The organism is Pseudomyxococcus flavus (assembly GCF_050038885.1).
In the GTDB taxonomy this organism is placed as follows: Bacteria; Myxococcota; Myxococcia; order Myxococcales; family Myxococcaceae; genus Myxococcus; species Myxococcus flavus.
This window is the reverse complement of sequence record NZ_CP143624.1, coordinates 3,439,469-3,464,246: the sequence shown is the minus strand read 5'-3', so window position 1 is coordinate 3,464,246 and position 24,778 is coordinate 3,439,469. Positions and strand designations below refer to the sequence as shown.

Below are 24,778 nucleotides of genomic sequence, written 5' to 3'. Positions count from 1 at the left end.
CAGCCGCTCCCCCGCTGTCCACAGGCCATCCACAGCGGGGCGGTGGATGCGGGGACGACCCGGGGTGCCACCTGATTCTCACGAGACGTCCGCCCCGCACATGCCTGTTATCGTCTGGGCGGAGATGTGCCCCGACAGTGGGGTGCCGGCGGAGGGTTTCCCCATCGACTTCTATCGGGGCGAGCGCATCGGGAAGTACGAGGTCGTCACGCAGCTCTCCGTGGGCGGCATGGCGGAGCTGTTCCTGGGCTTCACGTCCGGGCCGGGCGGCTTCCGCAAGTTCGTGGTCATCAAGCGGGTGCTGCCGGACGCGCGGGACAACGCCCAGTTCGAGCGCATGTTCCTGGACGAGGCGCGCATCACCGCGGCCTTCAACCACCCGAACATCGCGCAGGTGTTCGACCTGGGGCAGGAGGACGACGGGCTCTACCTGGCCATGGAGTTCATCGCCGGGCAGAACCTGAACCAGATCACCGGCGCGTGCCTGCGCCGCAAGGAGCAGCTCCCGCTGGGCTTCACGCTGTCGGTGGCGCGCGACGTCTGCATGGCGCTGCACTACGCGCACACCTATACGTCGCCCTCCGGCGCGCCCAGCCCCGTCATCCACCGCGACGTCGCCCAGAAGAACATCATGGTGACGTACGACGGCGTGGTGAAGCTGCTCGACTTCGGCATCGCCAAGGCGAAGGACAGCCTGGAGCGCACCAACGTCGGCACGGTGAAGGGCACCACCGGGTACATGTCCCCGGAGCAGGTGCGGGGCGACACGCTCGACGGCCGCAGTGACTTGTTCTCCGTGGGCGTGATGATGCACGAGCTCATCACCGGCGCGCGCCTGTTCGCGGGCAAGAACGAGCGCGACGAGATGATGAAGATTCTCGAGGCGCCCGTCCCCTGGCCCTCGCACGTGGCGCCGCACGTGCCCGAAGAGGTGTCCAAGGTGGTGATGCAGGCGCTGGAGCGCAGCCGCGAGAAGCGCTTCGCCACCGGCCGGGACATGGCCCGGGCGATCGAGGCCGCGGCGGGAAAGATGATGATGGACGCGCACGACCGCGCCGCGCTGATGCAGGACTACTTCGCGGAGCGCATGTCCGCCACGCGCGTCATGCTGGAGTCGGCGGACGGCACCACCAGCGGCGTCATGCTGGAGTCCGCGAAGCGCGCGCTCCGCAGCGATGACGGGCCGTACCTCCCCGAGCGGAGAGACGAGGCCACACCCCAGAAGTGGGTGGCGGGGATGCCGCGCAAGCCCTCGCGCAAGGTGCCCGCGGCGGCGCCTCGCAAGCCGGGCGCCGCGAGCAAGCCTCCGGCCTCCACCGAGAGCGGGTCCTCCAACGTGCTGTGGGGCCTGGTGCTGGCGGGCATCCTCGGCGGGGGCGTCTACGCCGCGTGGCACCTGGCGCAGGTGCTCAACGCGACCGTGGAGGAGGAGGACGCGAGCACCCTGCGCACCCTGCCCTCCCAGGACTCGAACCTGCCCGTCTACCTGGGCCCGGGCTCGGGGCCGCCGGCGGACGCGGGCGAGGCGCAGGCCCGGGCGGAGGTCCCCGCCCCGCCGCCGGTCGAGGAGGTCCGGCCCAAGCCCGAGGCGGCGAGCGCTCGCCCGGCCAGGGGCCGGGGCAAGCTGACGCTGCTGGTGCTCCCGGAGGCCGACGTCTTCCGGGGCAAGAAGAAGCTGGGCCGCACGCCCATGTTCAACGTGGCGCTGCCCGTGGGCGAGCACGAGCTGACCCTCATCGGCCCCGACGGGAAGAAGCGCATGCTGTCGGTCCCCATCCAGGCGGGGGAGACGGCCCAGTTCCGCTTGAAGCTGGCGGAAATCCCCGAGCGTTGAACAGCCGCGCCGTGATTGAAGGGCGCGCCGGAGGGCACTTCGTTATCCTCGCGCCCCCCCTTCACTCTGGACTGCATGGCTCCTCTGACCATTGGCTTCCTGATGGACCCGCTCGAGACGGTGCGGGTGGACCACGACTCCACGTTCGCGCTGATGCTCGAGGCACAGAAGCGCGGCCACCAGGTGCGCTACTTCGAGCAGGGCTGGCTGCGCTTCAACGGGACGTGCGCGGAGGCGCGCATGCGCCACGTCACCGTGCGCCGTGAGCTGGGACGGCACTTCGACATCCATGACGAGGCCCCCCACCCCATCTCCTCGCTGGACGTGCTCTTCATGCGCAAGGACCCGCCGGTGGACGCGGAGTTCCTCCACGCCACGCAGCTGGTGGAGCTGTGCGGCACGCGGCCGCCGCCCGTCTTCATCAACGAGCCGGCGGGCATCCGCGACGCGAACGAGAAGCTCTTCGCGCTGCGCTACCCGGACCTGATGCCGGACACGCGCGTCACCGGCGAGCTGCCGGTGCTGCTGGACTTCATCGCCAGCAACCCGGCGGGCACCATCCTCAAGCCGGTGGACGGCTTCGCGGGCAAGGGCATCCTCTTCCTGTCGTCGACGGACCGGAACGCGCGCTCCGCGGTGGACCTGCTCACCCGGGGCGGCCGGGAGGCCGTGATGGCGCAGGCGTACATCCCGGAGAGCCGGCAGGGCGACAAGCGCATCCTCCTGGTGGACGGCGAGCCGGTGGGCGGGGTGCTCCGCGTCCCGTCCGACGATGACCACCGGGGCAACATGGCCGCTGGCGGCGTGCCTCGGAAGGCCGTCCTCACCCCGCGGGATCTGGAGATTTGCGAGCGCCTGAAGCCGGAGCTGCGCCGGCGCGGGCTGCGGCTGGTGGGCATCGACGTGCTCGGCGGGTACCTCACCGAGGTCAACGTGACGAGCCCCACGGGCCTGGTGGAGGCGAACCACCTGGACAACGTGTGCGTGGAGGCCACGGTGCTGGACGTGGCCGAGCGGCTCGTCGCCGAGCGCGCGGCGGGGTGAGGTGCCAGTGGCCACGGGGACGTGCCCCGTGGCCCTGGGCTGGGCGGCGGGGATGAAGCATGGCTCATGTTTCATTCTGGAACGACGCACCGCGTGACGTGAATCCTGGTTCATGTTTCATCGTGATGCGACGCGACGCGCCTTGAATCAGTGGCTGTCGGAGGAGTCAGGTCTTGCTCCGCGGCCGCCCTCCCCCACTCGTGGCGGCCGGGGAGAGTCACTTCATGCTCAAGCAGCGTCTGCGCCGTTCGTGGTCTCGGCTCGCCGGAGTGTCCTTCGCCGCGGGAATGTCCGTGGTCATCGCGGGCTGTGGCCCGGCCGAGGAAGCGCCAGCGGCTGCCGATGCGCCGTTGGCCGAGCAGCACAATCCCCTGCTCACGCAGGTGACGAGCTTCGGCAGCAACCCCGGCAACCTGCAGATGTTCCGCCACGTGCCGTCCGGCATGCCGGCCAACGCGCCGCTGGTGGTGGTGATGCACGGCTGTACCCAGCGGGCCGCGGGCATGGAGGGCACCGGCTGGTCGGCGGCGGCGGACGTCTACAAGTTCTACGTCGTCTACCCGCAGCAGCAGGGCGGCAACAACATGACCAGTTGCTTCAACTGGTTCGAGCCCGGTGACATCGCCCGCGACCGGGGCGAGGCGCTGTCCATCAAGCAGATGGTGGACACGATGAAGGCCACGTACTCCATCGACCCGGCGCGGGTGTACGTGGCGGGCTTCTCGGCCGGTGGGTACATGGTGCCGGCCCTGCTGGCCGCGTATCCGGATGTCTTCTCCGCCGGGGCCATCCACTCCGGCGGCCCGTACCGGTGCGCTTCCTCGATGATGGAGGGCTTCAACTGCATGAGCCCGGGCGTCAACCGCACGCCCGCAGCGTGGGGGGACGTGGTGCGCAGCGCGTACCCGGGCTACGCGGGGCCGCGACCGCGCGTCACCATCTGGCACGGCACCAGTGACTACACGGTGAACGTGATGAACCTCACCGAGGCGATGGAGCAGTGGACGAACGTCCACGGCATCGACCAGACGCCGGACACGGTGGAGACGGTGTCCGGCTTCCCGCACAAGGTGTACCGGGACGGGGCGGGCAACGCGCTGGTGGAGACATGGGAGCTCACCGGCATGGGCCACGGGGTGGCCATGGACGCGCAGTTCCAGTTCCCGGGCGGCACGGGCACCGCGGCCTGTGGCTCGGTGGGCGCGTACCTGAACGACGTGAACCTCTGCTCCGTCTACCACCAGGCGCAGTTCTTCGGGCTCCTGGGAGGAGGCGGCGACCCGACGCGAGACACCACGCCGCCCACCGTCAACGTGACGGCGCCGGCGGGTGGGGCGACGGTGAGCGGCACGGTGAATGTCACCGCGGACGCGGCGGACGCGGTGGGCGTCACCCGGGTGGAGTTCCTGGTGAATGGCGAGGTCGTGTCCACGGACACGCAGGCGCCGTATGCCTTTGCGTGGAACAGCACCGTGGTCTCCAACGGGCAGCACACGCTGGGGGCCCGTGCGTTCGACGCCGCCGGCAACCAGGCGACGGACAACGACACGGTGGTGACGGTGAGCAACAGCGGCTCGCCGGTGCCGGTGACGGTGCAGTTCACCAGCATTGCCGCGGATGACGGTTACCTGAAGGCGAACGCGGACGGCAGCGGGGCGGCGCTGGGGTTCATGACGAACCTGGCGCTCGGCCGGGGAACGGATGGGAAGTACAACCGCTCGTTCCTCTCCTTCGACACGTCGAGCCTCCCGGACGGCGCGACCGTCACGCGGGCGTTCCTGACGGTGAGCTACTCGTCTGGCTCGGGTGACCCGTGGTCGACGCCCGCGGGCAACACGCTGGTCATCGACGTGCAGGCGGGGACGTTCAACGCGGCGAACACGGAGGCCGCGGACTGGGCGGCCTCCGCCACGGCGAGCAGTGTCGCGGCCATCGACCGGTTCAGCATGGGGGCGAAGAGCTCGGGGGACTTCAGCGGCGCGGGGCTCTCCGCCATCAACAAGACGGGGAAGACGCAGCTGCGGCTGCGCTTCACCCAGGCGCAGACGGCGACGCAGTACCTCTTCGTGCGCGATGGGGCGAACGCAGTGCTGACGGTCGTCTACACGCCGTAGTGCATGTACTCGAAGCCCTCGCAGTCGAAAGCCCGTTCGATGGCCTTCAGGTCGGCTTCCGTACCGCCGCACTCCTCGACGGCGCCTCACCAGCGGGTGGACACGATGCGCTTCATCGTGTCGATGAGGTGAGTGGCGGCTTCTTTCGATAACCGGAAGCGGCCGCATTCACTCAGGAGGTTCTGCCGGGTGGCGCGCCGATGCTGCGCGCTGCCCACCTCCATGGAACCCGGGAGCTGGATGTACACGTAGCAACTTTGGTCTTCAGAAGTCCGCATCGAGGCCTTTCTTGAGGCGCACCCGTTGCGGCTGCCGTGCCAGCTCGAGCGTCTTGCCTTCCTCGTCGCGGTCCGGAGCGGCGAGGTTCTCGAACTCGTGTTCGAGGCCCAGGGCCCACAGGACGGTGAAGTAGGCGCTGAGTCCCGTCGTGAGACTCCCCTCCTCGATGCGCTTGAGCGTCCCGGGAGCGAGCCCCGTCTTCTTCGCGAGGTCCACCTGCCGCAGGCCACGCCGGATCCGCGCCCGCGCGATGTTCTGGCCCAGGCGAGTGACCGCGCGGACCACCGCGAGAGGCGTCGTGTCGCTCGTCAGATTTTGTCGGGGCATGCTTCAATCTATTGGTAATTATGGGGGATTGAAGTCAATAGATTGAGTGAATGGGCACCCTGCTTCAATCTATTGGCCGCCAAGGCCCTGAAGAGGCGCTCAACCGGAGGTGGGCGCCGGCTCAGACCGGTGCCCGCCTCACCAACTCAGCCAGTGCGTCTCTGCACCGGGAACACTGCTCCCGGAACGCGTGGCTGAGCCCCTGCGTCTGCTCCAGCCGGGTCCAGTACGCCATCGCATGCTGGGCGGCATCGGACCAGACGTCGAGTGTCTCCGCGGTCGGGGGCCGAGGCTCGAAGGTGCGCTCGATGATGCTCGTGCCCACAGGAGCGAACATCATCGGGAGCATGTCGTAGGCCGGCGCGAGCCGGAACTGCTTCGGTCCCTCCTCGAAGAAGGACAGGTTGCCGAAATGCCGATCGGTGTTGCCGGTGAGCTGCCCGAAGGTATCGAGCCAGCGAATCCTCCGAGCATCCTCTGCACCGATGTACTGGCTCTGAAGGAGGTACCGCGCCGCGCTGGTCCAGGTGCTCCCCTTGCCCTCATGACCGAGGTACTCGTTGTCGATGGCCTTGAGGGAGAGCAGCGCCTTGCGGCCTCTTTCGCCAACCCGGTCGAAGCGCTCGACCTCGAGGAACTGGTAGCCCTCGACGTTGAGGGAGCGCGTGGTTGCGGCGGGAATCCCGGCTGCGCGCACCGCTTCGAGTGCCAGGCCCTCGCACACGAGCAATTCTCTCCAGCGCTGGGCCGCGACACCGTCGTCACTGGCCGCGAACTTCACCAGGACATGCCGCCCTCCGGCGTACGCCGTGAACTTGGGCTGCTCACCTCCCGCCGAGGAGCCTGCTTCGCTCGACATGGATGAACGCGCGAGCTCCGGGTACTGGGCCTCGGTGGCCGGCCGAAGGGGGGCTGCGAGGAACCGGTCCAGGGAGGCAGCACCAATGATGTGGTTTCCGACGCAGTCGTCGCCTCGGAGCGCGAGTGCGATGAGCTGGTGGTCTTCCGTCCAGTCGGTGATGCGAGGCGGGAGCCCCAACTCCGGGTGGCGAGTCGCGAAGCCTCGGCCGAGGTACCCCTGCGGGCCCATGTCGGCGGCGAAGGGAGGAAGCCCGACGAATCGCTCGCCCGAGCCATCCTCCCGCGCAATCCAACAGCCGCCGTTCCACAGAGGCTGGAGGAGCCCTGCTTCGTGGGGACGGCCTGCTTCGTCGACCCGATAGAGGGGAATCTGCGTCCCCAGGGACGCGATGGTCCGGGCCCGTGCATAGCGCGTGGCAGGCCCCTGCCCCATCCGGCAGATGTTCGTGCCCGCTGAGGCAAGAAGCCGCGACACCGTCGGGCGTGACACCCGAAGCTGCGCGGCCAGCTCGCTCCCTCGTATCTCGGCCTGACGTCCGAGGACCGTCAGCAGTTGCTCCAGGGTCGCCATGAACAGATCCCTGAAAGGCTTCGTGAAGAGATCGGGAATCGGTTTAACGCCGATAAATGGCTGAATTCAAATGAGATTTGCCCCGCCTCGGCATGTGGGCGACGCGATTCGGTGTTCTGGATGATGGAATCGGCCGACCCGGTTGAGGGCCCACCGGCGGGAATGGCTCACCGTGGCGGGAGGCCGGTCCTTGGGGCTCGGGCTCACGTTCGGTAGGAAGTCCTCACGCCCATGCCTGACCCCTCCCCTGCCGGTCCCGGTCCGGACGAGACGCTCGACTCCATTGGCACGGCGGGAGTGCGGGTGCTCCAGCGGCGGACGGGCTACCGCTTCACGCTGGATGCGGTGCTGCTGGCCCACTTCGCGGCCACGGAGGGGGCCCCTGTGCCGGGCCGGATGCTGGAGCTGGGCGCGGGCAGCGGCGTGGTGTCCTTCCTCCTGGTGAAGCAGTTCAGCCTGGGCCCCGTGGATGCGCTGGAGCTCCAGCCCGCGGTGCATGCCCGGCTGACGCGCGCCGTGGCGCTCAATACGTGTGAGGGTCGGGTGCAGCCCCTGCTCGGCGACCTGCGGCGGATCCGCGAGCTCGTGCCTGGGGGCCAGTACACCCACGTCGTCTCCAACCCGCCGTTCCGCCTGGCTGACGCCGGCGTCCGCAGCCCGGATGACGAGCGCGCCGTGTCCAAGTCGGAGGTGGCGTGTGATGCCCCATCGGTGGTGGCCGCGGCGCGGTACGCGCTGATGCCCGGAGGCGGCGTGAGCCTGGTGTACCCGGCTGCCCGGGCGGCCGAGGTCCTGGGCCTCCTCATCCAGGCGAAGCTCCACCCCACGGTGCTGCGCTTCGTGCACGCGCGCGTGGATGCACCCGCCACCCGCTTCCTGGTGCACGCGCTGCGGGACAGGGACCGGGGCCTCGCCGTGCGCCCGCCCCTCATCGTCCATGGCGAAGGCCCCGGTGGATACTCCACGGAGGTGGCGGCGTTGATGGAGCCGCCGCTCGCGGAGAGAGGCTGAGGCCCCTGTGTCGACAGGGGCCGGGTTACAGCGGGCCCGTGAGGGGCTTCGAGTTCGTCACCTGGACCCCGTGGTCCTCCGTCGCGGTGACGAACACCTCGTGACTCGCGAGCACGTCCAGCGTCGCGCGCCGCACCTTCCCGCCCACCGTGAAGTCCACCTGCAGGTCATGCGAGCCCGGTGACACGTCGCGGATGCTCAGGCTCTCGGTGTTGCTCGACCCCCGGCGCTGTCCATCCAGCGTCACGGTGCACGCCTTGGGGCAGCGCACATGGAGGAGGGACGACTGCGCGGCCTCTTTCGGGGGCTCGGCCTTCTTCGCCGGGGTGAGGTCCTTCTGCTCCGTGAGCGTCACGCGGCCCTTGGAGTCCCCGTGAAGGGTGACCTCCGAGCCCCCCGGCACTTCCACGTACCCCACGAACTGCCGCCGGTCGAAGAGGCCGCCCGTGGCCTCCACGCGCCGCTGGCCCGGGGCCACGTCCCGGAACTCCCAGGTCCGCGAGTCCCTCCGGATGCCACGCTTGTGGTCGAGCAGCACCGTGCATTCATCCTGGCACTTCACGATGGCCACACTGGGCGCATTCGACGTGGAGACCGGCTGTGGGGGATTCGGCTCGGCCCACGCCGGCGTGCCGGGCATGGTGGTGCTGCCGGGCTCGATGATGATGCGCTTGTTGCTGACCAGGAAGACGTCCGCCGTCGCCACGTCCGGGATGACCACGAAGCTGCCCGCGAGTGGCCGGTTCAACACGCCCGTGGCGTCGATTCGACGTGAGCCCGGCGTGATGCCCTTGAACTCCCAGGTGGAGTCATTCACCCGGTACCCATGCTTTCCATCCAGCACCACCGAGCACTTCTCGGTGCACCGCACCCGGACGGCGACACCGTCTTCCGCGAACGCCGGGGCGGACAGCAGCAACGACAGGGACATCAATGGCCAGCGGAGGAACATGACGGAGTGACAGCCTCGTACCAGGGGGTATTCACGCCGGGCCCGCCGCGGGTGCATGCGGTGCTGCCACACCGCTGAAGCAGGACCCCGAGGCCGGCAGTATGCCCACCAGGCAAGGGCAGCGGAATCGCCGCGGCGTGCCACCTGCCCGGGCCGGGCCCAACCTACCCAGGTTTCCGGCAATGGGCCCAGGCCCCCAGCAAGGAGTGGAAGCAATGAACGTGGCGACCTTGACCGAGCAACCGAGCATCCTCAAGGCGGCGGCCCTGCTGCCTCCGCGGCTGTCGCTCGGGTCGACGATGGTGGTGCATGGCGTGGCCAAGCTCCGCGGCGAGGGCATCGAGCAGCACGCGGGCTTCTTCGAGCAAGTGGGCATCAAGCCCGGCAAGCCCTGGGTCATCGCCACGGGTGTGGCGGAGCTGCTCGCCGGAGTGAGCTCCATCCTCGGCATCGCCACGCGTCCCGCTGCCCTGGCCGTCCTCGTCATGCAGGCCATCGCCGTGGCCAAGGTCCATGGCGCCAAGGGCTTCGACAACACGAAGGGCGGCTTCGAGTTCAACCTGGCCCTGGGCGCCATCGCGCTCGGCCTGCTGCTGCGGGGGCCGGGGCCGATCTCCGTGCACAGCGCCATCGAGCGCAAGGTGAAGCGCAAGGAGCTGAGGCGGCTGCGCCTGCTGCCGCGCCAGCGCCGCCGCTCGGTGCTGCTCGACGTGCTGGGCTGAACCCCGGTCCCGTTCGTCGGTGCGAGCCGCGACGTGCTGGGCGTGGCCTCAGCCCCAGCTCGTTGGTGCGACACACATCCCATCACCCTGACCGAGGAGGTGTGTGTCGCCTGTTCGCCTGCTGCCAGAGCGAGGACATCTCCCCTGTCACAGAATCCCGGGAGGGCCTCTAGAATGATGGGACATGCCCTCGTCCGTCTTCCTCCTGATGGCGCTCGCCACCACGCCGGGTGCCGCCTCGGCGCGTGAGCCTGCTTCTGCCCCGCACCTCTCGATTCCGCGCGTTTCCAGCGCGGGGCTCATTTCCACTGCGGGCACCAGCGCCGTGAGCGCAGCTGTCCGCGAGGCAGGTCATGCCGCGCTGCTCCAAGGCGCGGGCGCCGGGTCGGTGAGCGCAGTGGTTCGTGGAACCCGTCCGGCGGTGGTGATGGCCTCCGCTTCCGCCCCCACCCAGGGCACCGCGCCGGACGCGACCGCCACGACCGCAACGGGGCCGCAGGATTCCTCGCGGGGCAGCACCGCCGAGACACCTGCACAGGAAGGCTCGCAGACACAGGGCAAGCCCCCCGCCCCGGAGACCGTCATCACGGACCTCAACGCCTATCCACGCGCGGGGGACCCGGGCGCGGTGATGGACCTGGGGCGCGCCGCCGCGGAGGCCGGTGCCGCCGCCCTGCGCGCCGCGGCCCTGGCCATGAGCAAGGAGGCCACTCCGCGCGCCCCGCTGGCCGACCCGGACACCAGCTACGCCCAAGGCGTCGAGGCCCTCCAGGCGAAGGACGCGCGCACCGCCATCACCCACCTGTCCGCCTGCGTGGAGGCCGCGCCCTCGCGCGTGGACTGCCGGTGGGAGCTGGGCTGGGCACACTCGATGGAAGCCCAGTGGGCGGAGGCCTTCACGCAGTGGACGGAGGTGCAGAAGCTCCAGCCGGACCACCCGGACCTCGAGGGAGCGCTGGCCCAGGCCCGTGGGCAGGCCATGCTCCAGGCGAAGCTGTCCCAGGGGCCGCAGGTCATCAACCGCCCTCCCCCGCCGGCCGACGCGAAGGTGCGCATCCGCGCGGTGGGTGACGTCATGCTGGGCACCACCGTGCCGGAGGGCCACCTGCCCCCCGACGGCGCCGGCAGCGTGATTGCCGGCGTGCGCCCGCTGCTGGAGGACGCGGACCTCACCTTCATCAACCTGGAAGGGCCGCTGTGCGACACGGGCGAGACGAAGAAGTGCCGCTCGTCGCGCAACTGCTACGCGTTCCGCTCGCCCACCGAGTACGGCCAGTACCTGAAGGAGGCCGGGGTGGACCTGGCGTCCACGGCCAACAACCACTCGGGTGACTTCGGCGAGGAGTGCCGCCGCGCGACGGAGGCCACGCTCGACACGCTGGGCATCGCGTGGAGCGGCGCGCCGGGCACGGTGGCCACGGTGGAGCGCAACGGGCTGCGCATCGGCATGGTGGCGTTCCACACGTCGCCGTCGTGCAACCACCTCAACAACCTGGAGACCGCGACGGGGCTGGTGCGCATCGCCGCGGCCGAGCACGACATCGTCATCGTGTCCTTCCACGGCGGCGCGGAGGGCAGCAAGGCCCTGCACGTGCCGAAGGGGCGCGAGAAGTTCTACGGGGAGGACCGGGGAGACCTGCGAGCCTTCTCGCGCGCGGTGGTGGACGCCGGCGCGCACCTGGTCATCGGCCATGGCCCGCACGTGGTGCGCGGCATGGAGTTCTACAAGGGCCGGCTCATCGCCTACTCGCTGGGCAACTTCGCCACCTATGGCCGGTTCAACCTGCGCGGTCCGCAGGGCCTGGGCATGGTGCTGGAGGTCGAGCTGAACCGCGACGGCGACTTCACCGCGGGCCGCATCCTGCCCACGAAGCAGGTGGACAGGGGCATCGCCGTGCCGGACCCGAAGGGCGCCGTCATCAAGCTGGTGCGCGAGCTCACCGCGGACGACTTCCCGGAGACGGGCGCGCGCATCGCCGAGGACGGCACCGTGAAGGTCCGCGGCAAGGGGCCTGTCTCCTCGCTGGACCGGGTGCGGTAGGCGCGTCTCACCGCGCACATGGGAGCCGGGGTACGCCGCGCGAGCCCCGGAAGCCCCGTCATGTCCGTGAGGTACACGACGTCCGAGCCCCATCACCTCCACCGGGGTGAAGCGCGGCTGCTGGATGCGTCGTGGGTTTCGTCATAGCGGCTCAAAGCATTGGCCGAGCCCTACAGGCATGTCGCGGCGCCCCGGGATACAAAGGTCCTGCCGTGCGCACCCTCCGACTGCCACGTCTCTCCTCGCTTCGCGCCTTCGAGCACCCCGGCTACTTCCCGGTCTGGGTGGGAGCCCTGGTCTCCACCATCGGCACCTGGATGGAGACGGTGGCCATGGGCGTGTACGTCACCGAGACGACGGGCCGCGCCGAGTGGACCGGCGGCATCGTCGCCCTCACCTTCCTGCCCGCCGTGGTGCTGTCCCCCGTGGGCGGCGCGCTCGCGGACCGGTTCGACCGGCGCACCTATGTCGCCGTGGGCACGGTGGTGCAGCTCGTGCTCGCGGGCGTGTTGACGCTGCTGGCCTTCACGCACCAGCTCAGCGTGCCCGTGGTGGGCGTCATCTCCTTCTTCCACGGCTGCGCGAGCACGCTCATCAACCCCGCGTTCGCGGCGATGCTCGCGGAGCTCGTTCCGCCCCGGGACTTGCACAGCGCCATGAGCCTCAACTCGGCGCAGTTCAACCTGGGGCGCATCATCGGCCCGGCGCTCGCGGCGCTGGTGCTGAGCATGGGCGGGACGTCCTGGGCGCTGCTCGTCAACACGCTGTCCTTCGTCGCGGTGCTGGTGGCGCTGGCGCAGGTGAAGGCGCTGGCGCGCAGGACGGCGGAGACGGGGAAGGGCCTGTGGCAGCAGATTGCCCAGGGCTTCTCCGTGGCGCGCGGCGATTCAGAAATCTCGCTGATGCTGTGGGGCACGCTGCTCACCGCGGGGCTGGTGGCGCCCTTCATCGGCCTGGTGCCGGTGTTCGCCATCCGCGTCTTCGGTCAGGGCGCCGCGGCCACGTCGCTGCTGGTCACCTGCCAGGGCGCGGGCGCGGTGACGGCCGCGCTGCTGGTGGGCACACTGGTGGACCGGCTGGGGCAGCGGAAGCTGCTGGGCCTCGTGGCGACGTCCATTGGCGCCGTGTCCACGCTCTACTGGTTGTCGCCCACGCTGCAGGTGGCGGCCGCCGTCATCTTCGTGCTCGGCGCCAACTACATGATGCTGATGAGCGGGATGCACGCGTACTGCCAGTCGCGCGTGCCCCGTGAGCTGCAGGCGCGGATGAGCAGCCTGTACAGCATGGTGCTGGGCGGAGCGTATGCGTCCGGCGTGTGGGGCCTGGGCGCGCTGGCGGACCGGCTGGGCGTGCGCTTCGTCACCGTGAGTGCCAGCGTGCTGTTCCTGGCGCTGGTGCTGACGCTGCGGCTGCTGCGCCCGCAGCGCTTCGACGGGGCCGGGGCGTAGGCGCGCTCCCCGGTCTGGCGTCCGACACGCGGCATCTTTCACGAGAGAACGACCTGCACCCGTGGCCTCCGCGCGATAGAGACGTGTCTCCACCCGCAAGACGCATCTCGCCCGAGGAGTGAGTTTCATGCCCGTTCGCAAGCCCGCCCTGGCTCTCACCGCCCTGCTCCTGGCCAGCTCGCCAGCGCTCGCGCAGGAGCGCCGCCCTGCCGAGCCGCTCGGCATCGCCCTGGAGGGCTACGCGTACCCCCACCCCGTGCAGTACCTGCCCCTCACCGTCGAGGGCCAGGACGTGCGCATGGCCTACATGGACGTGAAGCCCACGGGCCGGGCCAATGGCCGCACCGTGGTGCTGCTGCACGGAAAGAACTTCTTCGGCGCGTACTGGGAGAGCACCATCCGCGCCCTCACCGGCGCGGGCTACCGCGTGGTCGTCCCGGACCAGATTGGCTTCGGCAAGTCGTCCAAGCCGGACATCCACTACAGCTTCCACACGCTCGCCTCGCTGACGAAGCAGCTGCTGGACTCGCTGGGCGTGAAGCAGGCGGCCGTCGTGGGCCACTCCATGGGCGGCATGCTGGCCACGCGCTTCACGCTCATGTACCCGGACACCGTCACGAAGCTGGTGCTGGAGAACCCCATTGGCCTGGAGGACTACCGGGAGAAGGTGCCCTGGGTGTCCACCGAGGACGACTACAAGAACCAGCTCAAGGCCACCGAGGAGGGCACCCGCAAGTACCACCAGACGTACTACGTGAAGTGGAAGCCCGAGTACGACACCTGGGTGCAGGTGGCCGCCCGCCAGATGCAGAGCGCCGAGTACCCCCGCCTCGCCTGGGTATCCGCCGCCACGGGGACCATGATTTACGAGCAGCCCGTGGTGCACGAGTTCCCCTTCGTGAAGCCGCGCACGCTGCTGTACCTGGGCCAGGAGGACCGGACCTATATCGGCCGCGGCCGGGTGCCCGCCGCGGACGCCGCGACGCTGGGCCAGTACCCGCAGCTGGGCAAGAAGGTGGCGAAGGCCATCCCCAACGCGACGCTGGTGGAGCTCCCCGGCGTGGGCCACATCCCGCACTTCGAGGCGCCCGAGAAGTTCCACGCGACGCTGTTCGACTTCCTCGGGAAGTGACGCGGCGGTGGGTTGCCCGCCTGTGGGCAACTTGGGGATGCCTGCGTGCCTCCCCGTCTCCCTCGTGAGCCGAGCGGCCGGGCGTGCCCACGGCGTGCCGTGGGGACCTTGGTGCCTGGCGGGTGCGCTCCGAGATTGAAGCTCGGAGCAGCACCCACTTCGACGAGGAGCGCGCCATGCCCAACAGGAAGTACGACCCGTACACGGGTGGCAAGGAGGCCGCCAGGAAGCCGCCCTACGCTCCAGACCGTGTGGAGCGAGGACTGGAAGCCGACGACACCCTGCCGCTGTATTCCGCGGACTCCATCCGCGACACGCGAGAGCAGAAGTTCGCGCTGGACAGTGACGCCGAGGCGGGCGGCCACGTCCCCGATATCCGCAGCCCCATCGACGAGGCGGATGAGCTGGAGCGCGAGCGCCACGGCCGCGAGCAGGCCGAGGAGCGTCAGGTCTCCGATGAGGAAGACGAAGCGCGCAACCGCTGAGGGCAGGTCGCCGGGGCGTGGCTGGCACCGATGCCGCGCCACGGCCTGGCGTCAGTGACGCGTGCTTCGCCGCGAGACGTGCCGGGCCGAGGCGTCAGGTGAGATGCCTGTCGTGGCACGGCGCCGGCGGTACCCTGTTTCGCTGATGAGTCACGGCGCCAGCAGCGTCTTGCTCTGCCGCGAGGCACACCGGGCTGCGGCGTCGAGCTCGAAGCCCCGCCACAGCCCGGCATCAGCAGCGTCTTGCTCCGCCGCGAGGCACACCGGGCTGCGGCGTCGAGCTCGAAGCCCCGCCACGGCCCGGCATCAGCAGTGTCTTGCTCCGCCGCGAGGCACACCGGGCTGCGGCGTCGAGCTCGAAGCCTCGCCACGGCCCGGTGTCAGCAGTGTCCTACTTCGCCGCGCGCGGCGTCGGCGCCTCATCCGGCTCCACGGGCACCAGCTTGCCCAGGCCTAGCGGCGTCACCTGCTCCTGAATCGTCGCCGGGTCACCCGCGAGGATGATCTGCATCATGGCGGGGTCCAGGTACTCCTCCGCCTTGCGCTGCACGTCCGCGTCCGTGGCGTCCCGCAGGCCCTCCACCGTGCGGTTGAACTCGTCGAGCGGGCGGCGGGTGATGAAGAGCGCCGCGGCGCTGGCGCCCAGGCCCTCCACCGTCTCGAAGGCGCCCGGGAAGGCGCGGATGAGGCCCTCGCGCGCGGCGTTCAGCTCCTCGGGTGTAATCGGCCGGGTCTTGAGGCCCGACAGCTCGTTCATCACTTCAGTGAGGGCCGGGCCCGTCACGTCCTGGCGCACGGAGCTGTACGCGGTCAGCGGCCCCACGCCCAGGCGCGGAGCGAGGCGGACCCCCGCGCCGTAGCTGTAGCCCTTGTTCTCACGCAGGTTCATGTTGAGCCGGCTGCCGAAGAAGCCGCCGAACACGGTGGTGGCCAGGTCCAGCGCGTATTCGTCCGGGTTCCCCGCGGCGATGCCCGGGCGGCCCACCAGCAGCACCGTCTGGTCCAGGCCCGGCTTGGGCACCACGTACACCTGCTGGCGCGGCGAGGCCTTGGCGGCCGGCGGGGGCGCGGGCGGCGTGGCCTTGCCCTTCCACCCACCGAAGTGCTTCTTCGCCAGGGCCACGCCCTCGTCCAGGGAGATGTCCCCGGTGAGGATGACGGCCGCAGCGCCTGGCCCCGCGTGCTGCTGGTAGAAGCGCTTCACGTCCGCCAGCGTGAGCGTCTCCACGGACGCGGGCAGGCCATCGGCCATGTGCCCGTAGGGGTGGTTCAGGCCGAAGACGGCCTCCAGGTACGCCAGCTGCGCGAGCACGATGGGCTGTCCCATCATGCGCACCAGGTCCGCCAGCTGCTGCTTCTTGCGCCGGTCGAAGGACTGCGGGTTGAACGTGGGCCGGAGTGCCACGTCCGACAGCAGGGACAGGGCGGTGTCCAGGTTGCGTGTCAGCACGCGCACGCCCACCTGCGCGCCGTCCACCTGCACGTCCATGGAGGGGGACACCCCCAGGTCGGCGAAGGCGTTGTCCAGCGCCACCGTGTCCCGCTTGCCCGCGCCTTCCAGCAGCATGCGGTACGTCAGCGCGGCGAGGCCTTCCTTGCCCTGGGGATCCTGCGCGCTGCCCGAGGCGAAGGCCACGCCGGCGAACACGAGCGGCAGCTCGCGCCGGGTGCTCACCAGCACCGTGAGGCCGTTGTCCAGCTTCGCGCGCTGGAAGGTGGGCAGCACCAGGTCCGGGGCCTTGCCGGGCTCGGGAGGCCGGGCGCGGAAGGACTCGGCGTCGGGCGCGGGCTCGGCCGGAGTGGCCTTCTCACCCAGGGCGGGCGAGTCCGGTGCGGGCTTCGGGGCGCTGGCGCAGGCGGTCAGCAGGGTGACGAGCAGGGCGGAGAAGAGGCGGCGCATCAGTGGCGCTCCTTCGAGTCGAGGGGCGCCTGCCGGCGTGCGGGCGGCACCGCGTGGAGGATGACGCGCGCGCCGGGGCGCAGCGTGTCCTGGGCGAACTGCTTCACGGCTTCGGGCGTCACCGACTCGTAGCGGGCCAGGTCCTGGGCCACGTAGTTGGGCTCGCCGACGAAGTGGTTGTAGCTCTGGAGGACGTCCGCCTTGCCGCCGAAGCCGCCGACGGCCTGGAGGCCGGCCAGCGTGCGCGTGTCATAGCGGGTGCGTGCGCGCGCGATCTCCTCCGGGGTGATGCCCTTCTGGCGCACCTCGTCCAGCACCGCGTCCACCTCCTGGAGCAGCACGTCCGTGGAGACGCCGGGCCGGGCCACCACGTCCACGCTGAAGACGGACTGCGCGCCCTGGCTCTGCTGCGTGGCGCTGACGCTCTGGGCCAGCTCCTTCTCCAGCACCAGCTTGCGGTAGAGGCGGCTGGCCTTGCCGGTGGACAGCGCGGTGGCCAGCACGTCCGCGGTGGCATCCCCTTCCTCCAGGTACGCGGGCGAGTGCCACTGGATGGACAGGAGCGGCAGCCGGGCCACGCGCTCCTCCTCGCGGAGCACCACGGGCGCGGTGAGGCTCACCGGCGCGACCTCCGGCCGCTGCGGCCGCGGGTGGCTGGGCAGCGAGCCGAAGTACTTCTCCACCAGCGCCTTCGTCTTCGCCATGTCGAAGTCACCGACGATGGCCAGCGTGGCGTTGGACGGCGCGTACCACTTGCGGAAGAAGTCCTTCACGTCATCCACGGTGGCCGCGTTCAGGTCCTGCATCGAGCCGATGACGTCCCCGTGGTACGGGTGCGGCAGCGGGAAGAGCGCGTGCCATGCCTTCTCGCGGGCCGCGCCGTAGGGCGCCGTTTCAATGGCCTCGCGCCGCTCGTTCTTCACCACCTCGCGCTGTGTCTCCAGCTTCTCGGGCGTGAGCGCGTCGAGCAGGAAGCCCATGCGGTCGCTCTCCAGCCACAGGGCCGTCTCCAGGTGGTTGCTGGGGACGGTCTGGAAGTAGTTGGTGCGGTCGAAGCTGGTGGTGCCGTTGAGGTCGGTGGCGCCCAGCTGCTCCAGCATGGAGATGTGGACGTCGTCGGCCACGTTGCGCGAGCCCTGGAACATCATGTGCTCGAAGAGGTGCGCGAAGCCGGTGCGGCCGGGCTGCTCGTGGTACGCGCCGACGTGGTACCAGATGTTGACGGCCACCACCGGCAGCTTCCGGTCCACGGAGAGGATGACCTCCAGGCCGTTGGGCAGCGCGTATTTCTCATAGGGAATGGCGAGCGCCTCACGGCCGGGCTCCAGCGGCTTCGCCTCCTGGGGTGTCTGGGCAAGCGCCGGCAGCCCGCTGAACACGAGGGCTGCGGCGACGAGGGCCTTCATTCGGAACAAGGTGCCTCCGGGTCTCGATGCCAATGACTCACGTGACGCGCTTAGCACGCACGTCCGGCGGCGTGGGTGGGGAATGGTGGCGGGACGGCTCCTCGCGCCAGGATGTTGGTTGCTGGTCAACGTGAGAGACTGAAATCATGTCCGCCGATGTCTCCCCCGGTGCCCTGCCCCGCTGCGCCCTCCATCCGGATGCGCTCGCGGGTGCCACCTGTCAGCGCTGTGGCAGCTTCCTCTGCACCACGTGCACGACCTGGGTGATGGGGCGGATGTACTGCCCTACCTGTGCCGTCCGTCCGGAGGTGGACTACCTGGAGACCTTCCGGCTCGGGCTCTGGGGCCGGCGCGACGCGGGCGCCTGGCTGGTGGGCGGTGTCACGGTGCTGCTCGTCGGGCTGGCGTTGCTGGCGTTGGTGTCCGGTGACCTCGGCGCCGGGCTGGCGTGTCTGGCCAGCGCGGGCGTGGGCGTGGCGTTCTTCCTGGGCCTGCGCTGGGCGCGCCTGGGCCTGCTGGCCGTGCCGCTGCTGGCCATGCTGCTCACCGCGCCATCGCTGGGGCCACCCGCGCTGCTGTTCTTCATTCCCCTCATCGTCGCGGTGAACATCTTCCGGGACACGCGTAACCGGCTCTTCTTCCGCCTGGACGTCCCCGAGCGCGAGCTGCACCTGCTGTGGGACCGGCGCATCAACAACCCCCTCGCCCGGCATGCGCTGTCGCTGGGCGTGTTCGCCCTCTTCATGCCCGTGTTCGCGCAGATGCTCTTCATCCTCGGCGTGCTGCCGGTGCTGACCTTCGGCTTCGTGGGGGTGGCGGTGCTCGCCGTGGTGCTGGGCGCGGTGGCCCTGCGGCGCGTGGACCCGCAGGCGCAGCCGCCGATTGGTCGCCGCTGGGAGGCGCTCGGGGGGCTGTGCCTGGGGCTCGCCTCGCTGGCGCTCTGGGGGCTGCTGTACGGGCCTCACGCCCTGGAGCTGCTCAGCGGCCAGGTGGACTGACGGCGGGGGCGGTGCGCGGCACCACTGGCGCGGAGGAACGGGAAGGCGGCTGCCTGCTCCGGGCGGCGTGTGCCCTCGGCGCATGGCTCGCTTCCCACCCTGTCGCCCCGGCGCGCGGGGGGCGGCCGGTGCCTGGGGGCCATGGGGTGCCCACGCTCTCGGGGAGGACCCAAGCCCGACACCGAGGAGGCCACAGCCATGGCGAACATACGCGAGGAACAAGGGGAGGCAGGGGAGCGCCGGGTCACCACGCCCAGCATCCAGGAGCAGCGCAGTGAGTCGCGCGCGGCGCAGACCTACGCGGCCTTCCTGAAGGACCTCGAGGCGAACGCGGGCGTCGTCCGCGAGCTGGCGGAGAAGGCCGCGCAGTCGGTGCTGTGCCTGCTCGAACAGCGCCTCATGGACACCGAGGCGAAGCACCTGGAGGCCCAGCTCCCGCGCAAGGTGACGGACATGCTGAAGCGGTGTCCCCGGCACGAGGGCAAGGTGGCCAAGAAGTACAAGCTGGAGCAGTTCCTCGCCATGGTGGCCGAGGAGCTCGACACCACGCCCAACGAGGCCGAGCGCCTGGCCCGCGCCGTCTTCGTCACGGTGCGCAATCACATCAGCGAGGGCGAGGCCGACGACGTCATGGGCCAGCTGCCCGCCGACCTGCGCTCACTGTGGGTGCCCGAGGCGTGAGCCATGAGGCTCTCGAGACCCGAACCGAAGAAAGGAGTCGTGTGATGCGGAAGATACGAGAGGTGATGACCGGGGACCTCACGGTCATCAATGCGAAGGACTCCCTGAAGGATGCCGCGCTGAAGATGCGGGAGCTGAGCGTGGGTCCGCTGCCCGTCTGCGACGGCGACCGGCTGATGGGCATCATCACCGACCGCGACATCGTGGTGCGCGCCGTGTCCCAGGGGAAGGACCCGAACGCCACGACGGTGGCGGAGGCGATGACGGGCGAGCTCGAGTACGCCTTCGATGACGAAGACATCAACGTGGTGGCGGAGAAGATGAAGGACAAGAAGGTCCGCCGCATCCTCGTGCTCGACCGGGACAAGAAGCTGGTGGGGATTGTCGCCCTGAGCGACCTGCTGGAGGAGCTGGCGGAGGGGGAGGTCAGCGAGACGCTGGAGACCATCTCCGAGGCACCGCCGCCCGCGGCGCACTGAGCGTCGGGTGCCAGTGATAGCCTGCCTCCCTTCGACACAGGGAGGCGGCATCCATGTCGGTCGCACGACGGAAGCGGAATGCGCGGGCATTGCTGGCCCGCGGAATCAAGGTGGCGCTGTGTGGGCTCACGCTGGCCACGCCAGCCTGGGCACAGCTACCGGAATACACCCTGCAGCTCCAGGCGCGGACGAACCTGCGGGGGAATGCCTCGGGTGCCTACAACGTGGCGCCGGGCAACCTGCTGGCGGGAAGTCTCCAGGTTCCGCTGGCCGGAAATGGTCAGCTCGCCTTCCGGCTGGCCATCACCCCCGAGGGGCGCTCCGCGGTGTGGTGGGGGCAGAACGGTGTGGGGCGCCGCATCTACCAGCTCCCCGACCTGGGGGTCGACGCGCGCATGAGCGACCCCGGGGTGAACTCGCGGGGTGACATCGCCTTCGCGGTCACGGGCGCGACGTCGGCGGCGCAGAATGGCATCTACCTGCTGAACGTCGACACGCCTGACGACGTGCGCATCATCCGAGTGCCCGTGGGCGCATCGGACTGGAGCAGCCTGTGGCTCAACGAGGCGGGACAGATTGGCTTCCGGGCCACGTTCGCGGGCGTGGGGCGCGCCTACGCCGTCGCGTCCGAGACGCCTGGTGGCGCCTTCCAGGCGACCATCGTGGCCAGTGAGCGGGCCGTCGACGGCGTGGGCCCCTACGAGTTCCTGTACTCGCCGACGATGAATGACCTGGGGCAGATGGCGGGCGTGGGTGACCTCGCGACGGCGTCGTCGGAGTATTTCCAGGAGCTGCGCATCTTCGAGCCTGACGGCCAGTCGTCGCGGCTCATCGCGCGGACGCGCGGACTGGATGCGGCGTCGCAGGTGTACCGCTTCGCGTCCGTGCAGCCGGCGCTGAACAACCTGGGACAGGTGGCGTTCCTGGGAACCGCGCGCAATGCGCAGGGCAGCAACGTCACCACGCTGTGGCTGTGGGACGGCAACGCGCTGCGAGTCGTCGCGCAGGATGGCCAGGGTGACATCCGGCAGTTGGAGTTCTTCCCGCCGGACATCAGCGACAATGGGGTCGTGGTCTTCCGTGCCTTCGACTCCGCGAGCATGCGGGCGGTGTGGGTGGGGGATGGCCAGGGTTTGCGGCGGGTGGTGACGGAGCACGACCTCGTGCTCTCGGACCTGGGACCCGCGCGCATTGACCAGGAGACGCCCTCCAACCCGGTGTTCGCTGGTTCCGCGGGCATCAACGTGTTTGGCGAAGTCACGCTGGCCGCGGGCCTGGCGCCTCCGGACAACGACCAGGAGGAGTGGGGCACGGCCGTGTTCGTCGCGAGGCCGACCTACCCGGATACGGACGGCGGCGTGGACGGCGGCCCGGGTCCTGACCTCGACGGTGGTCCGGGTCCGGACCTGGATGGCGGCCCCGGGCCTGACCTCGACGGTGGTCCGGGTCCGGACTTGGATGGCGGCGTGGACGGCGGCCCCGGGCCTGACCTCGATGGCGGTGTGGACGGCGGTCCCGGCCCTGACCTGGATGGCGGTCCCGGTGAGGATCCGGACGGTGGTGTGGATGGTGGCCCGGGTGAGGATCCGGACGCGGGTCCCGGCACGGATCCGGATGCGGGCCCGGACGCGGGTCCCGGCACGGATCCGGACGCGGGCCCCGGTGAGGAGCCAGGGGCGGACGGCGGTCCGGGCGAGGAGCCGGGAACCGATGCCGGTCAGGGACAGGACGCGGGAACCTCTCCGCCGCCGCCGCCTCCGGACAGTGGCTGCGGGTGCCAGTCCTCGTCGCCCACGGCGATGCTGCCGTGGATGCTCGTGGGCCTGATGCGCGTCGTCGTCGGCCGCCGCCGCAAGGCCGAGTAGGCCCCGGAGAATGAAAGGGGACGTCGGGCCGTGTCATCCGCCCGGCGTCCCACCTTCCTTAACGAAGCAACGCCGAAGCTCCAGCTCGCCACGCGCTGCCCCTTGGACAAGCACGAAGGCCCCGCGCACCTCATCGCGAGGCCCGTGTTGCTCAATAGGGCCCTTCATCCAGCGCCTTGAGCGATGCCCGGCGCGACGGTGGCCTCCGACAGGACGTGACTGACGACCGCCACGTGCGTCGCCAGGGTGTCGAACTTCCGGCCCAGCGCCTTGTCGGATTGGAGCAGGCGTCCCAGCGCCTCACGGCCCATGCCGAGACGCTCCGCGAGGCCGTCGAACAGCGCCTCCACCTCCTCGCGCTCGGGCTGGATGCGGCCTCTCTCGGCGATGGCCCGAAGCCCCAGGGCCAGCCGCAGCCGGTACTCCACCTCGAGCCGCGTGGGGACGTCCATCAGCCAGCCATCGACGGCTTCCCGAGTCTGCTCTGGAGGAAGTCCCAGGCCGACCAGTACCGGGTACTCGGCCTCCGACCACCGCTGACGGATTTCCTCGTCGACGAGGCTTCGTGGCACCTCGACGCGCGTGCGTCGCGCCACCTCCTTCAGGACGCGCTCCTGGAAGTCCTGCAGGTACTGCGCGTCCCGCTCGGCGACGAGCTCCCCTGCGATGGACTCCATGACCTCGTCGAGCGTGGCCCCCCGACCCAAGGCGAAGAAGCGCCGCGGGTCCTCCTCTTCCAGCGGAGTCACTTCCCGGGCCGCCTTGAGCACCACGCCGAACCGCGCAGGGACGCCGCGGAGCGACTCCACCGCGTAGTCGTCGGGGAGGACGAGGTTCACCGCGACGGCCTCGCCCACCCGGGCTCCCACCAGGGACTCGAAGAAGCCGGGGAGCAGCGGGTCCGGCGTACATTCCGTCCACCAGTCCGCGCGGGCGGAGAACGGAAGGAGCCTTCCGTTCGCGAAGCCGAGGACGTCCAGGAGCACGTCATCTCCGGGTGTCACGGCTTCGCCCGGCTCGCGCTCCCTGCGGGGGGCCACCGCGCGGCACAGCGCATCGAAGCGTTCGATGATGGCCTCGGGCGTGATGGCCCGCGGAGCCGGCATCTTCACCTGGAGCCCCTCCAGCGAAGGCGCCTCACGGAGGGTGGGGAGCCGGGGGCTTGCCGTGCTTCGGAAGGCCATTGCTCCCGGCGCCCTGCTCAGCAGCCCCATGCCCTGCAGTTCCCCTATCGAGAGCGGCTGGCCATTGTTGCCATGGTCGCTAGGGAAGCTCATGGAAGGTTCCTAGAAGAAGCTGCCAACGAAGTCGGAGACGGTGGAGACGGCCGCGCCGACCTGGCTCACCACGGGGATGTTCGTGGCCGCGGCAATGGACCCCGCGGCGGTAATCCACGCCGTGGCCTTCTTGCCCACATTCTCGTTGGACTTCTGCGTCGCGATGGCCTTGGCGACGTCGAAGCCGGCGATGGCGACGTTCGCGCCGGGCACGAAGCGTCCCGCCCCCTTGGCGAGCATTCCGCCCGCGGCCTTGGCTCCCTTCTCGATTGCGGCGTCCAGGGCATTGTCGGCGGTCTTCTCGGCGCCTGTCTTGACTCCCTTGTTGAGCAGCTCCTGGGCCTTGTTCTTGCTGACGTCGTGCGCCTCGGCGGCGATGTCCTTCGCGGAGGTCCGGTTGGCCTTCTTGAGCGCATCGAACTTCGCGTCCGTGCCCACGTCCCCGGCGTCCACGTTGTTGAAGGCCTTCTTGGCGATGTCGCGGGCAATCGCGCGCCGTCCCTTGCCGTTCAGGTCAGGGGCGTCGGCCTCGAGGGACTTGCTGGCGGCCCGATACGCGCTCCCATACTTCTGGACGTCTCGCGCCGTCTCGAGCCCGGCCTTCAAGGTCTCGGTCGCGGTCTTGCCTGCGTCAGACACGTCCTTCAGGGCTTCGTTTCGCTCGGTGGCGCTGCCGCTCGTCAGCCCTCCGTTGACGACGGCATCCCAGGCGCTGCCTGCCTTCTCACTGACGAGTCCCTGCCCGCCGACCCCGAACTTGAGGAGCGTGTTGGCCTTGCCCAGCTTTCCCGCGGCCTGGTCCAGGTCCTTCGGGTTCTTGCCGTCCGCAATGGACTTCTTGAAGTTGTCTTTGGTTCCCTCCCATGTGGTCCTGGCGATGCCGTGGCCCGCATTCCGGTTGTCCTTCCAGGTCTGGACCCTGTCCTTGCCATCCTGGAACTGCTGGCGGACCGTCAGGGGCGTATCCAGGAGCTTCGGATACGTCTCGTGGTTCTTGAAGCCCTTCGGCTCCTCCTCCTCCTTCGCAGCCTGCGCAGGCTTCTGTCCCTGGGGCGCCGTCTGCTGCGGTGCCGGCGTCTGGACCGCGACCTTCTTGGGTTCGTGTCCGGGGACATAGGGCCCCATCTGCCTCTTCGGGGAATTCACACCGGAGTCCGGGGGCCCGAAGGTGTCCTTCGGCTTCTGCTGTGCCGCCGTTGGGTTCCGCTTCTGAGTGCCTTTGGAGGTCTTCGAGCCCGAGGCCTGCGCCGGAGTCTCAGGCGGAGGCTTGACGGGAGGCGGAGGCGGCTTCGGGACGTTGCGGTTGACAGGGGGCGGAGGCATGGGAGGTTCCTGTGTGTGAATGTCGCGG

The 24,778-nt window shown here is 69.9% G+C and carries 21 protein-coding genes; 13 read left to right on the top strand and 8 right to left on the bottom strand.

The window, feature by feature from the left end; all coding sequences use genetic code 11:
* Window positions 1–100: 100 nt before the first annotated feature.
* From VZL07_RS14560 to VZL07_RS14550, 3 genes are all read left to right on the top strand, one after another.
* Window positions 101–1,834 carry a serine/threonine protein kinase gene (locus VZL07_RS14560; RefSeq protein ID WP_426756129.1) on the top strand — a complete coding sequence of 578 codons (1,734 nt, stop codon included), beginning with the start codon at window positions 101–103 and terminating at the stop codon, window positions 1,832–1,834.
* 75 nt (window positions 1,835–1,909) lie between these two features.
* A complete protein-coding gene (gshB, locus tag VZL07_RS14555) occupies window positions 1,910–2,878 on the top strand; it encodes a glutathione synthase (RefSeq protein WP_426756128.1) in 969 nt (322 codons plus the stop codon).
* 224 nt (window positions 2,879–3,102) lie between these two features.
* Window positions 3,103–4,992 carry an extracellular catalytic domain type 1 short-chain-length polyhydroxyalkanoate depolymerase gene (locus VZL07_RS14550; RefSeq protein ID WP_426756127.1) on the top strand — a complete coding sequence of 630 codons (1,890 nt, stop codon included), beginning with the start codon at window positions 3,103–3,105 and terminating at the stop codon, window positions 4,990–4,992.
* Window positions 4,993–5,078: 86 nt separating this feature from the next.
* On the opposite strand, the gene VZL07_RS14545 is transcribed toward VZL07_RS14550, so the two are convergent.
* The 3 genes from VZL07_RS14545 to yjjJ all read right to left on the bottom strand — a co-directional run bounded on the left by VZL07_RS14545 (window position 5,079) and on the right by yjjJ (window position 7,030).
* A complete protein-coding gene (locus VZL07_RS14545) occupies window positions 5,079–5,270 on the bottom strand; it encodes a hypothetical protein (protein WP_426756126.1) in 192 nt (63 codons plus the stop codon).
* Window positions 5,257–5,598: a helix-turn-helix domain-containing protein gene (locus VZL07_RS14540; protein WP_426756125.1), complete on the bottom strand. Its 342-nt coding sequence runs from the start codon at window positions 5,596–5,598 to the stop codon at window positions 5,257–5,259. Before VZL07_RS14540 ends, VZL07_RS14545 begins: the two co-directional genes overlap by 14 nt.
* 121 nt (window positions 5,599–5,719) lie before the next feature.
* Complete coding sequence (yjjJ, locus tag VZL07_RS14535; protein WP_426756124.1) at window positions 5,720–7,030, bottom strand: type II toxin-antitoxin system HipA family toxin YjjJ; 1,311 nt, start codon at window positions 7,028–7,030, stop codon at window positions 5,720–5,722.
* A gap of 231 nt (window positions 7,031–7,261) precedes the next feature.
* Between yjjJ and VZL07_RS14530 the strand changes: the two genes are divergently transcribed.
* Window positions 7,262–8,041, top strand: coding sequence for a tRNA1(Val) (adenine(37)-N6)-methyltransferase (locus tag VZL07_RS14530; RefSeq protein WP_426756123.1), 780 nt, complete (start codon window positions 7,262–7,264; stop codon window positions 8,039–8,041).
* Window positions 8,042–8,066: 25 nt separating this feature from the next.
* Here the strand turns inward: VZL07_RS14530 and VZL07_RS14525 are convergent, their stop codons facing one another.
* A complete protein-coding gene (locus VZL07_RS14525) occupies window positions 8,067–8,993 on the bottom strand; it encodes a hypothetical protein (RefSeq protein WP_426756122.1) in 927 nt (308 codons plus the stop codon).
* 215 nt (window positions 8,994–9,208) lie between these two features.
* On the opposite strand from VZL07_RS14525, the gene VZL07_RS14520 reads away from it, so the two are divergent.
* From VZL07_RS14520 to VZL07_RS14500, 5 genes are all read left to right on the top strand, one after another.
* Window positions 9,209–9,715 carry a DoxX family protein gene (locus VZL07_RS14520; protein ID WP_426756121.1) on the top strand — a complete coding sequence of 169 codons (507 nt, stop codon included), beginning with the start codon at window positions 9,209–9,211 and terminating at the stop codon, window positions 9,713–9,715.
* Window positions 9,716–9,899: 184 nt separating this feature from the next.
* Window positions 9,900–11,756 (top strand): CapA family protein, encoded by a 1,857-nt coding sequence (locus VZL07_RS14515; protein WP_426756120.1) that lies wholly within the window; start codon window positions 9,900–9,902, stop codon window positions 11,754–11,756.
* A gap of 212 nt (window positions 11,757–11,968) precedes the next feature.
* On the top strand, window positions 11,969–13,204 hold the full coding sequence (locus tag VZL07_RS14510; protein ID WP_426756119.1) for an MFS transporter: 1,236 nt from the start codon (window positions 11,969–11,971) through the stop codon (window positions 13,202–13,204).
* A 127-nt stretch (window positions 13,205–13,331) separates the two neighbouring features.
* Window positions 13,332–14,336 carry an alpha/beta fold hydrolase gene (locus VZL07_RS14505; protein ID WP_426756118.1) on the top strand — a complete coding sequence of 335 codons (1,005 nt, stop codon included), beginning with the start codon at window positions 13,332–13,334 and terminating at the stop codon, window positions 14,334–14,336.
* A gap of 176 nt (window positions 14,337–14,512) precedes the next feature.
* The gene (locus VZL07_RS14500) at window positions 14,513–14,821 is read left to right on the top strand and encodes a hypothetical protein (protein WP_426756117.1); all 309 of its coding nucleotides are present in this window, start codon (window positions 14,513–14,515) and stop codon (window positions 14,819–14,821) included.
* Between the two features lie 391 nt (window positions 14,822–15,212).
* Here the strand turns inward: VZL07_RS14500 and VZL07_RS14495 are convergent, their stop codons facing one another.
* Complete coding sequence (locus tag VZL07_RS14495) at window positions 15,213–16,721, bottom strand: insulinase family protein (protein ID WP_426756116.1); 1,509 nt, start codon at window positions 16,719–16,721, stop codon at window positions 15,213–15,215.
* Complete coding sequence (locus VZL07_RS14490) at window positions 16,721–18,127, bottom strand: M16 family metallopeptidase (protein WP_426756115.1); 1,407 nt, start codon at window positions 18,125–18,127, stop codon at window positions 16,721–16,723. The genes VZL07_RS14495 and VZL07_RS14490 overlap by 1 nt, the downstream gene beginning before the upstream one ends.
* Before the next feature lie 146 nt (window positions 18,128–18,273).
* On the opposite strand from VZL07_RS14490, the gene VZL07_RS14485 reads away from it, so the two are divergent.
* From VZL07_RS14485 to VZL07_RS14470, 4 genes are all read left to right on the top strand, one after another.
* Window positions 18,274–19,125, top strand: a complete 852-nt coding sequence (locus VZL07_RS14485; RefSeq protein ID WP_426756114.1) for a B-box zinc finger protein — start codon at window positions 18,274–18,276, stop codon at window positions 19,123–19,125.
* A gap of 198 nt (window positions 19,126–19,323) precedes the next feature.
* Window positions 19,324–19,806, top strand: coding sequence for a DUF2267 domain-containing protein (locus tag VZL07_RS14480; RefSeq protein ID WP_426756113.1), 483 nt, complete (start codon window positions 19,324–19,326; stop codon window positions 19,804–19,806).
* Window positions 19,807–19,850: 44 nt separating this feature from the next.
* Window positions 19,851–20,285 (top strand): CBS domain-containing protein, encoded by a 435-nt coding sequence (locus VZL07_RS14475; protein WP_426756112.1) that lies wholly within the window; start codon window positions 19,851–19,853, stop codon window positions 20,283–20,285.
* Window positions 20,286–20,338: 53 nt separating this feature from the next.
* Entirely contained in the window at window positions 20,339–22,150 is a 1,812-nt protein-coding gene (locus VZL07_RS14470) for an MXAN_5453 family MXYO-CTERM-anchored protein (RefSeq protein ID WP_426756111.1), read from the top strand.
* A gap of 164 nt (window positions 22,151–22,314) precedes the next feature.
* On the opposite strand, the gene VZL07_RS14465 is transcribed toward VZL07_RS14470, so the two are convergent.
* Window positions 22,315–23,427, bottom strand: a complete 1,113-nt coding sequence (locus VZL07_RS14465; RefSeq protein ID WP_426756110.1) for a peptidylprolyl isomerase — start codon at window positions 23,425–23,427, stop codon at window positions 22,315–22,317.
* A 9-nt stretch (window positions 23,428–23,436) separates the two neighbouring features.
* Complete coding sequence (locus VZL07_RS14460; protein ID WP_426756109.1) at window positions 23,437–24,573, bottom strand: hypothetical protein; 1,137 nt, start codon at window positions 24,571–24,573, stop codon at window positions 23,437–23,439.
* Window positions 24,574–24,778: the final 205 nt, after the last annotated feature.